Below are 14746 nucleotides of genomic sequence, written 5' to 3' on the forward strand. Positions count from 1 at the left end.
CGGCAGTCGGGCGCCTGCGCCGTCGCGCGCGTGGCCCAATCTGCCGGACCCGGTTCAGTTCCGCCCTACGCCGATCGAGCGATGCGCAATGCGTCGTCCAGCAGGGCCGCGGCCGTCACACCGGCGCCGGCCCCCGGCCCCTGGATGACCAGCGGCTGGTCGGGGTAACGGTCGGACCAGATCGCGACGCGGTTGTCGGTGCCCGAGCCGCCGGCGAGCGGATGGTCCGCGGCGATGCACTCCAGCCCGACCCGGGCCTGCGGCGGCCGGTCTGGTCCGCAGTCCAGCCGTGCCAGGAAGCGCAGCCGCTCGCCGCGCTTCCACGCGGCGGCGAACCGCTCGCGCAGCACCCGGTCGAGTGAAGGCAACGCGACATCGACATCGGCAGCCGACAGCCCCTGCATCGCGGGCGGCACCAGCGAGGCGACCTCGATGTCCGACGGCTCCAGTTCCACTCCGGCCGTGCGGGCCAGGATGACCAGCTTGCGGCGCACGTCTTCGCCTGACAGGTCGTCGCGAGGATCCGGTTCCGTATAGCCGGCCTCGCGCGCCTGCCGGACGAGGGCGGAAAACGGCCGCATGCCGTCGTAGTGGTTGAACAACCAGGCCAGCGAGCCCGAAAGCACGCCGGCTACCGCACGGATGCGGTCGCGCCCGGCCTGCAGTTCCCGCAGCGAGCGCAGAACGGGCAATCCGGCGCCCACGGTCGCGCTGTCGCCGTATTGGGTCGCACCCGCACGGGCGGCCGCGCGGATGTCACGCCAGCGGGCCAGCGAGGTGCCCTGTCCGAGCTTGCAGGCCGTCACGACGTGGCAGCCCTGCGCCAGCCAGTGCGCGTGGTGCGCCGCCACGTCTTCACTGGCCGTGGCGTCGATGACGATGCGCGTGCCGCCGAAGCCCAGCGCCTGGAGCACATCCACCGGCACACTGCGGGGCGTGGCCTCATGCGCATGTTGCGCGAACCACTCGCCCGCGCGGCGCGGGCAAAGGCCCGCGCCATCGGCGAGCGCCGCGCGCGAATTCGCCACGTGCACCAGGTCGACTGCGGTGCCTTCGGCAGTGCGCGACCAGTCGGCCAGCCGCGCCAGCACCGCCCTTCCGACCGTGCCCGTCCCCAGCAGCGCGACGCGCGGTGTCGCGGCGTCCGTGCCGGGCGTGCCGCAGGGCGACGCGAAGTGCTCCGGCCCTGCCTGCCGCGCGTCCGGATTCACCAGGCGGACGGCTGCATTCATTTGAGCGCAGCCGAGGGCGCATGGGTACGCCGGGCAGCCGATGTCGGTGCCGCCGTGGCCGCAACCGCGCGATCCAGTGCGCAGGCGACGTCGCGCACAAGATCCTGCGCGGCTTCGATGCCGACCGACAGGCGCAGCAGGCCTTCACCGATTCCCGCCGCGGCGCGTGCCTCGGGCGACATCGCCGCGTGCGTCATGGTGGCTGGATGGGCGATGAGGCTCTCCACCCCTCCCAGCGACTCGGCGAGGGTGAAGCAGGTCAAACCGTCGAGAAAGGCGCGCACGGCTTCCACGCCGCCATGCAGCTCCAGACTGAGCATTGCGCCGAACCCATCCTGCTGGCGCGCCGCGACGGCGTGCCCCGGATGCGAGGCCAGGCCCGGATAGTGCAGTGCGCTCACCGCGGCATGGCCTTCGATCAGGTCGACCAGTGCCTGGGTGTTCTCCTGATGGACCCGCAGGCGCGCATCGAGCGTGCGCAGGCCGCGCAGCGTGAGGAAGCTGTCGAAGGGAGAACCGGTCAGCCCGAGGGCATTGGCCCACCAGACCAGGTGCTCGTGCTGGGCAGGATCGCGCGACACCACGGCGCCACCGACCACGTCGCTGTGACCGTTGATGTACTTGGTCGTCGAGTGCACGACGAAGTCCGCGCCGAAGGCCAGCGGCTGCTGCAGCGCGGGCGACAGGAAGGTGTTGTCGACCACCGTCGTCGCGCCGGCCAGGTGCGCGGCTTCGATTACTGCATGCAGGTCGGTGATTCGCAGCAGCGGATTGGAGGGCGTCTCGATCCAGACCAGCGAAGGCGACTGCTCGAGCGCAGCGGCGAGTGCGGCGTCATCGGTGAGATCGCAGGTGATCAGCTCAAAGGCGCCCTTCCGGGCCAGCGCGTTGAACAGCCGCCAGCTACCGCCGTAGCAGTCATGCGGCACGAGGAGGCGATCGCCCGGCTGCAGCAAGGCATTGAGGAGCAACGTGATCGCGCCCATGCCCGTGGCCGTGACCACGCCGCCGGCACCGCCTTCCAGGTCCGCCAGCGCCTCGCCGAGCAGGTCACGCGTGGGATTGCCGCTGCGCGTGTAGTCATACTTCCGCTTCTGCTCGAATCCGGCAAAGCTGAAGTTGGACGACAGCACGATCGGCGGAGTGACCGCGCCGAACGCCGCATCGCGGTCTATGCCGGCGCGTACGGCCTGCGTACAGCGCTGGTGGATGTCATTGCTGATGCTGCGGATGTTCATGCGGCGACCTCGACGGCAACGGGGGACAGGTGTGGGGTGGATGTCTCGTCCAGCGCCTGCGCGACGATCGCGGCGATGGCGGCCACTTCCTTGAGGAAAGCGTCGTGGCCGAAGAGGGAGTCGATCACGTGCAGTTGGCGCGGTCCGCCCAGGCGCGCGGCGAGCGCGCGGCAGTCCTCCAGCGGCACCAGCCGGTCCTGCGCGACGGCGACCACGGTCACCGGCCGCGTGATGGCTTCGGGTTCGACCAGCTGAAGGTCGATCGATTCGGACAGGCGCGCGAACGCTACCGGCGATACCCGTGCAGCAAACTGGCTGCCGCAATGGTCCAGGTAGTCCTCGGCGGCGACGCGGACGCAGCCGTCGACGACCTGTGGTGCACCAAAGCGCTCATCGAACTCCTCGGGCGTGCGGTAGCTGAGGATGGCGAGCTGGCGGGCCAGCGCCAGCCCGTGGATCTCGTCGCACTGCAGCGCACCCAGCGCCACGGCGCGACGTTGCAGCGCGCGCCAGGCACTGGAGAAGGGATGCGCCCGGTGGGCGCCGCTGATGGCGACCAGCTGGCCCACGCGGGCACCGTGCCGCGCGGCGAACTGCAGGCCGACCATCGCGCCATAGGAACTGCCGACGAAACCGTGCAGCCGGGCGATGCCCAGCGCGTCGAGCAGCGCGGCGATCGCGTCGGCCTGGTCGGCCGGGTCGATTACCGCATCGATGGTGCCGTCGGCGCCGAGCCAGTCCAGGGCGATCAACTGGCGGCGGGTGGGATCCAGCGCGCGTCCCGGACCGACCTGGACTTCCCACCAGCCTTCGCTGGGATGGCGTTCGCTGCTGGCCAGGTGCCGATGCGCGGAAATGCCGCCGGCGACCAGCACGGCCGGCAAGCCGGCTTCGCCGAGTATTTCGTAGCGCAGCGTCACCTCCCGGCGACCGGCGTGGCGCAGGGTGAGAGGAACGGCGACCTCGCCGCGGCGGGCCGCCACCGGCGGGCAAGGAGCGGCAGCGGGGTGCGTGGCCGCACTGGCCGCGCACGGGGCGACGCTGGTGCAGGCGGACTCGGGGGTGGTCAGGCTCATCGGGGTGTTCCATCCGGACAGGGGAACCACCGAGCCTGGGCAGCTGCACGCGGACTCCCTTGCGGGAGGAAGCGGGCAACCATCTTCCGGCGCGCGCAGGCGCACCGCAGGAATTGGCACCTTCCCGGACATCGCTCCGTGGGGGAGGAGCGCGTCCGGTAGGTTGCCCCGGCGTCAAAGGGCCTTTCCCTCAGCCGGTCTCGATGGATGGCGCCATGTTGGACTCGTTCCGGCGGCCAGTCAATCGCTTCATGCCGATAAAGCGATATATATGACGGATGGTTCTAAGCCGCGGCGGGCGCGGGCGGAAACTCACCTGCGATTGACGACCGCCCTGTCACCGTTCGCGGCCCTTCGCGGGCCTGCCGGGCTCCGCTTACACTTCATTCATGAATTCACGCTTCCTGACCGCGGCTCTGGCCCTCTTTCTGCTCGGCGCCTGCAGCACAACCCGCCCCCTGCCGTCGACTCCGCCCCCGCCCCCTGCCCCGCCAGCCGCCCCGGCGCCGGTCACGGTCGTCGAGAGCTATGTGTCGGCCGAGACCCTGTCCGACGAGCTCGACTCGCTCGCGACCTGGCCCACCGAGGACGGGAAGACCTGGCTGATCGCCACCGGCAAATCGAGCCACAGGCTGGTGGTGTTCGACGCCGACACCGGCGAACAACTGCGAACCGTGGGCGGCGAAGGGTCGGCGCCCGGCAACTTCAAGCGGCCCAACGGCGTGGCCGTGCATGGCGACCACCTGTTCGTGGTGGAGCGCGACAACCATCGCGTGCAGGTGATGTCCCTGCCCGGATTCGCCGTCATCGGCACCTTCGGCCAGGACGAACTGCGCAGCCCCTATGGCATCTGGCTCACTGAAAAGGAGCCGGGGGAGCTGGAGGTCTATGTCACCGACAGCTTCATGTACGGCAAGAAGTTCGACGTCGTGCCCCCGCTGGCCGAACTCGACCAGCGCGTGCGGCGCTACCGCGTGTCGTTCGATGCGGATGGCGCGATGCGTACCCAGTACGCCGGCGCCTTCGGCGACACCCGGCAGGACAGCGCGCTGCGCATGGTCGAGTCGATCGCCGGGGACCCGGACAACGACCGCCTGCTGATCGCCGACGAGGATCGCCGGCACCTGTCGACCCTGCGCGAGTACAGCTTCAGCGGCCGCTATACGGGGCGCAGCCTGCCCCAGGACGCATTTGGCGCGGAGGCCGAAGGCGTGGCGCTGTGGACCTGTCCGGACGGAAGCGGCTACTGGATCGCGGTGGACCAGCTGGCGCCGCTCACCCTGTTTCATCTGTTCGACCGCGTGAGCCTGCAGCCCCGGGGCACCTTCCGCGGCGCAGTCACCGCACGCACCGACGGCGTCGCCCTTCACGCAGCGGCCAGCGCCGGCTTCCCTGGCGGCGCGCTGTACGCGGTGCATGACGACAAGTCCGTCACTGCCTTCGACCTGCGCGATGTGGCACGATCACTGGGCCTGGAAAAGGCCTGCATCGAGTAGGAAGGAAGAGCCGGTCCATGGGGTTTTCGCGTTCAGCTGTCCAGGGTGCCGCCATCGCGGCCGGCCTCTCGCTGGCCCTGTTCGCGCTCGGCGCCCAGGCGGCAAAGGTCTACAAGTGGACCGACAGCAAGGGCGTCACCCATTACGGCGACCACCTGCCTGACAGCGCGGGCGCGGCGGTCAAGTCCGGCACGCTCAAGGTGATTCCGGTCGCCGTGGAAGCGCGCGCGGTGGCGCGCCTGCGGCTGGAGAACAATTCCGGACGCTACCTGGCGTTCGCCGACAACAATCTGGCCGGCCCGATCGAAGTCATGCTGCAGGCCCGCAGCGGCGGTTTCGACAGCGAACCGGCGCTGCCCACCCGCATCGTGGTCCCCGCCCGGGGCTCTACGCTGGTGGCCGTGATCAATGGCTCCACCGGTGGCGAGCTGATGCTCAACAGCCAGCCGGGCGACCCGACTGCCAGGCCGCAGGACGTGGTCTACCAGCTGCCGCTGCAGCAGGCCAGCTTCCGCATCGACCAGGGCTTCGGTGGCGGTTTCAGCCACAACGACCCCCAGAACCGCTACGCGGTGGATTTCGCGGCCCAGGTGGGGACGCCGGTGACGGCGGCTCGCGAGGGCGTGGTGATGCAGGTCGAATCGGACTTCGAGAAGGCCAGCCTGAACCGCGAAAAATACGGCGGCCGCGCGAATTTCATCCGCATCCTGCATGACGACGGCACCATGGCCCTCTACGCCCACCTGCGCTCGGAAGGCGCGCTGGTCCGGGTGGGCCAACGCGTGCGCCAGGGCCAGCAGATCGGCCTGTCCGGGAACACCGGATTCACGACTGGCCCGCACCTCCATTTCGCGGTCCAGGTCAATCGCGGCATGAAGCTGGAATCGCTGCCCTTCCGGATGAACGGCCCGGGCGGCCCCCTGCGCATCGCCGGCGGCGGCAGCCAGTAGCCCGCGTCCGGCCGGTGCCCGTCCCGCTGCGGCTATAATCCGGCCCCTTCCCCGCTTTCCGCCGCGCGCAACCGCGCGCCGACGCCATGTCCGACGTTTCCATCGAAGCCCAGCGCCGCCGCACGTTCGCGATCATCTCGCACCCCGACGCCGGCAAGACCACCCTGACCGAAAAGCTGCTGCTGTTCGGAGGCGCGATCCAGATGGCCGGCTCGGTCAAAGGCCGCAAGGCCGCCCGCCACGCCACCTCCGACTGGATGGCGCTGGAAAAGGAACGCGGCATCTCGGTCACCTCCTCGGTGATGCAGTTCCCCTACGAGGGCCGCATCGTCAACCTGCTCGACACCCCGGGCCACGCGGACTTCGGCGAGGACACCTACCGCGTGCTTACCGCGGTCGACTCGGCCCTGATGGTGATCGACGTCGCCAAGGGCGTGGAGGAACGCACCATCAAGCTGATGGAGGTGTGCCGCCTGCGCGACACGCCCATCATGACCTTCATCAACAAGCTCGACCGCGAAGGCAAGCCGCCGATCGACCTGCTGGATGAAGTGGAGAGCGTGCTGGGCATCCAGTGCGCGCCCATCACCTCGCCCATCGGCATGGGCCAGCGGCTGAAGGGCGTCGTCCACCTGATCACGGGCGAAGTGCACCTGTACGAGCAGGGCCGCAACTTCACCCGCCAGGACTCCACCATCTTCGCGTCGCTGGAGGACCCGGCGCTGGAAGCGCGGATCGGCACCGACATGCTGCAGGAACTGCGCGACGAGCTGGAGCTCGTGCAGGGCGCGTCCCATCCCTTCGATCCCGCCGCGTACCTGGCGGGTCGTCAGACGCCGGTCTTCTTCGGTTCGGCGGTCAACAACTTCGGCGTGCAGCTGCTGCTGGATTTCTTCGTCGACCACGCCCCGCCGCCGCGCCCGCGTGCGACCACCGGGCGCGAGATCGCGCCCTACGAGCCGCAGCTGTCGGGCTTCGTCTTCAAGATCCAGGCCAACATGGACCCGCAGCATCGCGACCGCGTGGCGTTCATGCGCATCTGCTCGGGCAAGTTCAGCGCCGGCATGAAGGCTTTCCATGCGCGCACGGGCAAGGAAGTGAAGCTGGCCAACGCGCTGACCTTCATGGCCAGCGATCGCGAGATCGCCGAGTCCGCGTGGCCCGGCGACGTCATCGGCATCCACAACCACGGCACCATCTCCATCGGCGACAGCTTCACCGAAGGCGAGATGCTGGCCTTCACCGGCATCCCAAATTTCGCGCCGGAACTGTTCCGCCGTGCGCGCCTGCGCGACCCGCTCAAGCTCAAGCAGCTGCAGAAGGGCCTGGCCCAGCTGTCGGAGGAAGGCGCCACGCAGTTCTTCCGCCCGCTGATGAGCAATGACCTGGTCCTGGGCGCGGTGGGCATGCTGCAGTTCGACGTGGTCGCCTACCGCCTGAAGGACGAATACGGGGTGGATGCGAGCTTCGAGCAGGTCAATGTCGCCACCGCGCGGTGGATCCGCTGCCCCGACGCGAAAAAGCTGGAGGAGTTCCGCGACAAGAACGCGATGAATCTGTCGCTCGACGCGGCCGGCCAGCTTGTCTACCTGGCCCCGACCCGCGTCAACCTGCAACTGGCGCAGGAGCGCTCACCGGGCGTGGAGTTCCTGGCCACGCGCGAACATGCCCATGCCGTCGCCATCGACTGACCACCTGGCAGCAGGACAGGGCCAGCGCCGAGCGTCGCCGGCCCCGGCAGCTGGAGCAATTGCTCGGCCGTACCTTACGATGCTCCAGGCATGAACACACCCGACTCCCTGCAGTCCACGACCCCGACCCGGCCCGATTCGGTACACGCTGCAAGGGAAGAACTGGCCAACGCGCTCACCCATGGCGTCGGCGCCGCGGCCGCGCTGGCCGGTACCGCGGTCCTGGTCACGCTGGCCGCCATCCACGGCGACGGCTGGCAATTGATCGGCGCGACCGTCTTCGGCCTCAGCCTGCTGCTGCTGTACGTGGCCTCCACGCTCTATCACGCCACTGCGCATCCGGTCGCCAAGGCGCGGCTCAAGGTGTTCGACCATTGCGCGATCTACCTGCTGATCGCCGGCACCTACACCCCCTTCACCCTGATCGGCCTGCGCGGCACGGTGGGTTGGTGGCTGTTCGGCGCGATCTGGACGCTTGCGCTGTCCGGACTCGTCTTCAAGTTGTTCTACACCGGCCGCTTCAAGCTGCTCTCCACGCTGATCTACGTGGCGATGGGGTGGCTGGTGCTGCTGGCGATCGTGCCTGTCTTCCGGGCTCTGGATGCCTGGACCTTCGGATGGCTGCTGGCAGGCGGCATGTGCTACACGGCCGGCACGGTGTTCTACCACCGCCCTGCGCTGCGGTACTCGCACGCGATCTGGCACCTGTTCGTCATCGCCGGAAGCGTCTGCCATTACGTGTCCGTGATGGCGCACGTCGTGCCCGCCGGCTGAGCGCGCGACCCGCTGCCAGCAGAATCGCCGGTAGCGTCCTCAGTTGCCGGAGCTTCCGACTGAACCGTGCACAACGTGTTCACCATGGCTTGACCGCGCAATGCCGAAGGTGGATCCGGTTCCCCTGAGGCCGGACCGCGGAGCGCAACACCTCGCCACTGGCCCCGCGCATTCACCGACGGAGCTTGGACATGCAAGAGACTGCGCCAGCGGACAAGACCGAACAGGTCACGTCCCACGACGTCCATGGTGGCGAGGCCCGCGACGCCCACCCCCGGCGGCGTCATCCCTGGCTTGTTTCACTGGGCATATTGCTCACTGCGATCGCCATCCTGCTGGCGCTGTGGGACTGGAACTGGTTTCGCGGCCCCATCGAGAAGATCGTCGAATCCCGCACCGGCCGCAGCTTCGACATCGGCGGGGACCTCGATGTCGACCTGGACTGGCGCACGCCCACCATCAGCGCCGAACGCCTGCGCTTCGGCGACGCCGACTGGTCCCGTCGAGAGACGATGGCGAGCACCGATCGCGTCAAGTTCCAGCTGCGCATCTGGCCGCTGTTCAAGGGTGACGTCATCCTGCCGCGGTTGCAGCTCACCCGTCCGCAGCTGCATCTGGAAATGGGGCCCTCGGGTACCGGCAACTGGGTGTTCGGTGACGAGGAGCCTGGTGATGGTCCGCGCATCCAGTCGCTGCTTGTGGAACACGGCCAGCTGAGCTACCTCGACGCGGCAACGAAGACCGACATCGTCGTGGGCCTGCACAGCCATGCGCGGCGAGCGGCAAACCAGCTGTCCCCGTCCGTCGCATTCGCGGGTGGCGGGCGCTGGAAAGGCACGGCATTCAAGACGCACGGCACGGGTGAGTCCCCCCTGGAACTTCGCGACAAGATGCGCCCCTATCGCATCGACGCGCATGCCACCGCCGGCGCGACCCAGGCGCACGCGCGCGGCACCCTGGTCAATCCGCTGCGCATGGAGGACTTCGATCTGCGGCTGGCACTGTCGGGCAAGGATATGTCCGACCTCTACCCCGTGCTGGGCATCGTCACGCCGCCGACGCCGCCCTACCGAATGGACGGAAGGCTGACCCGCGAGTTCGTCGGCCCGAAGGGCCGCATCTGGCATTACGACGATTTCAAAGGGGTCGTCGGCGACAGCGACGTCGCCGGCGACGTGAGCGTCGAGACCGGCCGGGAACGGCCCTACCTGCGCGGGAGCGTCGTCTCGCGCCGTCTCGATTTCGATGATCTGTCCGGCTTCCTCGGCAAGGCGCCGGACACGGGCGGCAAGGAAAGCACGAACCCCGAACTGGCAGCGCAGGCTGCCAAGGAAAACGCCAGTACGCGGCTGCTTCCCCACGAACCCTACAAGCTTGAAAAGCTTCGAGCGATGGATGCGGACCTGAAGTACAAGGCCCATCGGATCGATGCGCCCAACCTGCCGCTGGACGACATGGTGGCCCACCTCAAGCTGGAAAACGGACTCCTGCGGCTGGAGCCGCTGGACTTCGGCGTGGCCGGTGGCAACGTGCATTCGGTGATCCGCATGGATGCGCGGGAGTCGCCGATCCGCACCCGCGCCCAGGTCTCGGCACGATCGCTCAACCTGCGCCAGATGCTGCCCACGGTGGAGTTGGCCAAGGATGCCGTGGGCCGCATCGGCGGCGACGTGGCCCTGGCCGGCACCGGCAACTCGATCGCCGCGATGCTGGGCAGCAGCACCGGCGATGTCGCGGTCGGCATGGGGCGGGGCCAGATCAGCAACCTGCTGATGGAGCTGGCGGGCATCGATATCGCCGAGGCACTCAAGTTCATGGTGAGCGGCGACCGCAAGATTCCGGTGCGCTGTGCATTTGGCGATTTCAGCGTCAACAATGGCGTGATGACCACCCGCTCGCTCGCGTTCGACACCACCGACACGATCATCGTCGGCGAAGGCACGGTGAACCTGCGCGACGAGACCCTGCACCTGAAGCTGCGGCCACGCCCGAAGGATCGCAGTCTGCTCAGCCTGCGCGCGCCATTGTGGATCGACGGCTCGTTCAAGGATCCCGAATTCCATCCCGATTACGGGCGAATCGGACTGCGCGGGGCGCTGGCGCTTGCGTTGGGCACCATCGCGCCGCCAGCGGCGCTGCTCGCCACCCTCGAACTGGGCCCCGGCAAGGACGCCAGTTGTGGCGGACGATACGCCAAGTGAGTACGGACCTGATCGCCCGGCGTGGGTGATCTATCCCGGCGGCCGGCATCGCCTTACTCTTCACTGTGGCGGCGCATGCTGCGCGCGTGCCCGGGAGGAATCGATCCATGTCGCGATACGCCCTGTACGTCGCCTGCGTCGTGTTGACCCTGATCTGCACCGCGCTGTCCTGGGCCCACCCCGGGTGGCGGCCCGCGGCGGTCGTGTTCACCGCGCTGGCGTTGCTGGGCACCTGGGACCTGCTGCAACGGCGCAGCACGCTGCGGCGCAACTATCCGATCCTCGCCCACTTCCGATACGGCCTGGAATCCATCGGACCGGAGATGCGGCAGTACTTCATCGAATCCGACACCGCCGAGGTGCCCTTCTCGCGCCAGCAGCGCGCCCTCGTGTACCAGCGATCGAAGTCGGTCAACGACACGCGGCCATTCGGCACCCAGCAGGATGTCTACGGGGTGGACTACGAATGGATCAACCATTCGATGGCACCCAGCTTCATCGAGTCCCATGATTTCCGCATCGCCGTCGGTCGCGGCGCCGCGCCTTACAGCGCGAGCGTGTTCAACATTTCGGCGATGAGCTTCGGCTCACTTTCGCCCAACGCGATCCGCGCGCTCAACGAAGGCGCGCGCCGCGGCGGCTTCTACCACGACACCGGCGAGGGTTCGATCTCGCCCTATCACCTGGAGGCCGGGGGCGACCTGGTGTGGGAGATCGGTTCCGGATACTTCGGATGCCGCGACGAGAAAGGCGGCTTCGACCCGGAGCGGTTCGCGACCAATGCGGTGCGGCCGTCCGTGCGCATGATCGAGGTAAAGCTGTCCCAGGGCGCCAAGCCCGGCCACGGCGGCGTACTGCCGGCGGCCAAGGTCAGCGCCGAGATCGCCCTGACCCGCGGCGTACCGCAGGGCGTGGACTGCATTTCGCCCGCGCGTCATTCGGCATTTTCCACCCCGTTGCAACTGCTCGAGTTCGTCGAACGCCTGCGCGGACTGTCCGGCGGCAAGCCGGTCGGCTTCAAGCTGGCCATCGGTCACCCGTGGGAATGGTTCGGCATCGCCAAGGCCATGCACGAGTCGGGGCTGCACCCGGACTTCATCGTCATCGATGGCGCCGAGGGCGGCACCGGGGCCGCGCCGGCGGAGTTCATGGACCATGTGGGCGTGCCGATGCACGAAGCGCTCATGCTCGTGCACAACACGCTGGTCGGACTGGAACTGCGCGACCGCATCCGCGTCGGTGCCGCGGGGAAGATCGTGAGCGCATTCGACATCGCGCGGACCCTCGCTCTGGGAGCGGACTGGTGCAATGCCGCGCGCGGGTTCATGTTCGCGCTGGGCTGCATCCAGGCCCAGAGCTGCCACACCGACCGCTGTCCGACCGGCGTGGCCACCCAGGACCCGACCCGCTGGCGCGGACTGGAAGTGGCCGACAAGGCTACGCGCGTGCATCACTTCCACGAAAACACGCTGCACGCGCTGCGCGATCTGCTGTGCGCCGCAGGATTGGAGCACCCGTCGGATATAGGCCCGGAGCATGTGCTCCGGCGCGTCTCGCCGATCGAAGTGCGTTCGCTGGCGGCGCTCTACCGCTTCCTGGAACCGGGCGAACTGTTGAAGGGCATTCCCGAACACGCGGTATTCAAGGCGTTCTGGCGCCGGGCGCGCAGCGACAGCTTCTCCCAGTGAAGCGCGTTGCCGGTGCTGGAGGACCGCAAGCGGTCTAGCTGGCGATGTACCGCTGCAACTGGTCCAGTTCGACCTGCTGGTCTTCGATCACGGCCTTGACGAGGTCGCCGATGGAGACCACGCCCACCACCTCGCCGTTCTGCAGCACCGGCAGGTGGCGGATGCGCCGATCCGTGACGAGCTGCATGCAGTGGTCCGCGTTGTCGTCCAGCCCGATGGAGACGACGTCCGAGGTCATGATCGCGCGCACCGGGGTATCGGAGGACGAGCGGCCCTGCAGGACGATCTTGCGGGCGTAATCCCGCTCGGAGAGGATGCCCACCAGCTGCGTGCCCTGCATGACCAGGACGGCGCCGATGCGTTTTTCGGCCATCAGGCGGATCGCGTCGATGACGGCGGAGTCCGGATCGATCGCGAAGATCTCAGGCGCTTTCGCTCCGAGCAGCTGGCGTACGGTACGCATGGCTTTCTCCTTCGATGGCCGTTGTCCCCGAGGATACTCCCGTCGACGGCTGCCAGGTATCGACCAGGTAGAGCGGACGCTGCTTGGACTCCTCGTAGAGCCGCCCCAGGTATTCACCGATCAGGCCCAGCGCGATCAGCTGCACGCCGCCCAGGAAGAGGATGACCGCCATCATCGTGGGCCAGCCCGCGACGGGGTCGCCCCAGGCCAGGGCCTTCACCACGATCCAGGCGCCGTAGAGGAATGCCGCGACGGCGGTCGCCATGCCCGTGTACGTGGCCAGACGCAGCGGGGCCGTGGAAAAACTGGTGATCCCTTCCAGTGCGAAATTCCACAGGCGCCAGAAATTGAACTTGGTATGGCCGGCGGCGCGCGGGTCGCGCTGGTATGGAACGGCGACCGACCGGAAGCCCACCCATCCGAACAGGCCCTTCATGAAGCGATGCCGTTCGCGCAACTGGCGCAGCGCGGCCAACGCACGCGGCGACAGCAGCCGGAAGTCACCGGTATCGGCGGGGATGGGGGTGTGGGAAAGCCGCCCAATCACGCGATAGAACAGGTGGGCTGTGCCGCGCTTGAGCCAACCTTCGCCTTCGCGCTGCACGCGGGTCCCGTGCACGTCGTCGTAGCCTTCGCGCCAGCGCGCGACGAACTGGGGGATCAGTTCCGGCGGGTCCTGCCCGTCGGCGTCGAGGATGACCGCGGCGCCGGTGTCCACGTGGTCAAGTCCGGCGGTCAGCGCAGATTCCTTGCCGAAATTGCGCGAGAGCCTCAGCAGGCAGACGCGCGGGTCGGCCGCGGCGATGGACTGCAGCGCCGTCCATGTCGCATCGCGGCTGCCGTCGTCGACGTAAAGAATGCGCCCGTCCACGTCCGGCATGGCATCGAGCACCGCCTGCAGCCGCGGTTGCAGCAGAGGCAGCGCATCGGCTTCATTGAAGGCGGCAATGACGATGGTGAGCCGGTCGCGGGTCATGGACGAGGATCGCTGGTGAACGGGACGGGTCCGCGATGCAGGGTAGCCCTTCGCGCAGGCACGTGGGATGAGGCTCGCGCGATCGGGTGGCCGAGGCAAGCCGGCAGGAGGGGGCAGCCGGCACCCCGGGCAGACCGGGCTCGCTCCCTCCAGCCGGGCCGCCCTGCGGTCATTCGAGTTGCCGGAGCAGGGTCGCGCCGCCGAGGTGGCGCATCTGCCGCTGGATCGCGTTGCTGCGACGCTGCACATAGGGGCCGGGACGACTGATGCTGTAGCGGCGCGGATTGGGCAGGACGGCGGCCATGCGGGCGGCTTCGGCCGGGCCCAGCCTGCGCGCGTCCTTGCGGAAGTACGTGCGCGCCGCGGCCTGGGCGCCGTAGACCCCGTCACCCAGCTCCACCGTATTGGCATAGACCTCGATGATCCGCTGCTTCGACCACAGAGTCTCGATCAGTACCGTGTACCAGACCTCCAGGCCCTTTCGCAGCCAGCGCGTGGGCCCGCGACCGCGCCACAGGAACAGGTTCTTCGCCGTCTGCTGGCTGATCGTGCTGGCGCCGCGCAGTCGCTGCACCGTGGTGTTGCGCTTGCGCGCGCGCTCTTCGGCGCGCTCGTTGTGCTGGCGCGCCTTTTCGATGGCCTTGAAGTCGAAGCCATGGTGGTGGGGGAAGTTCTGGTCCTCGGCCGCGATCATCGCCACCGGGACATGCGCGGAAATCTCATCCATGTCGCGCCAGTCGTAGGCGATTCGGAATCCGAAGTCGCCGCTGCCCCAGGCTTCGAGCTGGCGCGCCACCATGAACGCGGAAAGCGGCGGCTGGACGAACCGCAGTACCAGCACCTGGACGACGCTGAAGATCGCGAAGTACAGGGGGATGCGCCACCACCAGCGCCGGACGAACGCAATCAGCCCCCGTCGGGCCGGGGCCGCCGGGCCCGGTGCCAGATCATCGGTCATACT

The 14746-nt window shown here is 68.4% G+C and carries 12 protein-coding genes and 1 riboswitch; of the genes, 6 read left to right on the top strand and 6 right to left on the bottom strand.

Going from position 1 to position 14746, the window contains the following annotated elements; genetic code table 11:
- Positions 1-65 precede the first annotated feature (65 nt).
- Genes I8J32_RS00215 through metX form a run of 3 tightly spaced genes read right to left on the bottom strand, consistent with a single transcriptional unit; the run spans position 66 to position 3546 of the window.
- Positions 66-1232, bottom strand: coding sequence for a homoserine dehydrogenase family protein (locus tag I8J32_RS00215; protein ID WP_200614043.1), 1167 nt, complete (start codon positions 1230-1232; stop codon positions 66-68).
- A complete protein-coding gene (locus I8J32_RS00220; RefSeq protein ID WP_200614045.1) occupies positions 1229-2470 on the bottom strand; it encodes an O-succinylhomoserine (thiol)-lyase in 1242 nt (413 codons plus the stop codon). The genes I8J32_RS00215 and I8J32_RS00220 overlap by 4 nt, the downstream gene beginning before the upstream one ends.
- Positions 2467-3546, bottom strand: coding sequence for a homoserine O-succinyltransferase MetX (gene metX, locus I8J32_RS00225; RefSeq protein ID WP_200614047.1), 1080 nt, complete (start codon positions 3544-3546; stop codon positions 2467-2469). The genes I8J32_RS00220 and metX overlap by 4 nt, the downstream gene beginning before the upstream one ends.
- Before the next feature lie 76 nt (positions 3547-3622).
- Positions 3623-3756, bottom strand: a riboswitch (SAM riboswitch).
- 179 nt (positions 3757-3935) lie between these two features.
- Between metX and I8J32_RS00230 the strand changes: the two genes are divergently transcribed.
- The 6 genes from I8J32_RS00230 to I8J32_RS00255 all read left to right on the top strand — a co-directional run bounded on the left by I8J32_RS00230 (position 3936) and on the right by I8J32_RS00255 (position 12346).
- Complete coding sequence (locus tag I8J32_RS00230) at positions 3936-5042, top strand: NHL repeat-containing protein (protein ID WP_200614049.1); 1107 nt, start codon at positions 3936-3938, stop codon at positions 5040-5042.
- Between the two features lie 17 nt (positions 5043-5059).
- Positions 5060-5992: a peptidoglycan DD-metalloendopeptidase family protein gene (locus I8J32_RS00235; protein ID WP_200614050.1), complete on the top strand. Its 933-nt coding sequence runs from the start codon at positions 5060-5062 to the stop codon at positions 5990-5992.
- Between the two features lie 86 nt (positions 5993-6078).
- Complete coding sequence (locus tag I8J32_RS00240; protein ID WP_207526701.1) at positions 6079-7683, top strand: peptide chain release factor 3; 1605 nt, start codon at positions 6079-6081, stop codon at positions 7681-7683.
- A gap of 90 nt (positions 7684-7773) precedes the next feature.
- On the top strand, positions 7774-8457 hold the full coding sequence (gene trhA / locus I8J32_RS00245; protein WP_200614053.1) for a PAQR family membrane homeostasis protein TrhA: 684 nt from the start codon (positions 7774-7776) through the stop codon (positions 8455-8457).
- A 191-nt stretch (positions 8458-8648) separates the two neighbouring features.
- Positions 8649-10658 (top strand): AsmA family protein, encoded by a 2010-nt coding sequence (locus tag I8J32_RS00250; RefSeq protein ID WP_200614054.1) that lies wholly within the window; start codon positions 8649-8651, stop codon positions 10656-10658.
- A gap of 107 nt (positions 10659-10765) precedes the next feature.
- Positions 10766-12346: an FMN-binding glutamate synthase family protein gene (locus tag I8J32_RS00255; RefSeq protein ID WP_200614055.1), complete on the top strand. Its 1581-nt coding sequence runs from the start codon at positions 10766-10768 to the stop codon at positions 12344-12346.
- 34 nt (positions 12347-12380) lie between these two features.
- On the opposite strand, the gene I8J32_RS00260 is transcribed toward I8J32_RS00255, so the two are convergent.
- The 3 genes from I8J32_RS00260 to mtgA all read right to left on the bottom strand — a co-directional run bounded on the left by I8J32_RS00260 (position 12381) and on the right by mtgA (position 14743).
- Positions 12381-12809: a CBS domain-containing protein gene (locus tag I8J32_RS00260; RefSeq protein ID WP_200614056.1), complete on the bottom strand. Its 429-nt coding sequence runs from the start codon at positions 12807-12809 to the stop codon at positions 12381-12383.
- Positions 12769-13785, bottom strand: coding sequence for a glycosyltransferase family 2 protein (locus tag I8J32_RS00265; protein ID WP_200614057.1), 1017 nt, complete (start codon positions 13783-13785; stop codon positions 12769-12771). The genes I8J32_RS00260 and I8J32_RS00265 overlap by 41 nt, the downstream gene beginning before the upstream one ends.
- A 169-nt stretch (positions 13786-13954) precedes the next feature.
- Positions 13955-14743 carry a monofunctional biosynthetic peptidoglycan transglycosylase gene (gene mtgA, locus I8J32_RS00270; protein ID WP_200614058.1) on the bottom strand — a complete coding sequence of 263 codons (789 nt, stop codon included), beginning with the start codon at positions 14741-14743 and terminating at the stop codon, positions 13955-13957.
- Positions 14744-14746: the final 3 nt, after the last annotated feature.

Source organism: Lysobacter solisilvae (genome assembly GCF_016613535.2).
GTDB lineage: Bacteria > Pseudomonadota > Gammaproteobacteria > Xanthomonadales > Xanthomonadaceae > Agrilutibacter > Agrilutibacter solisilvae.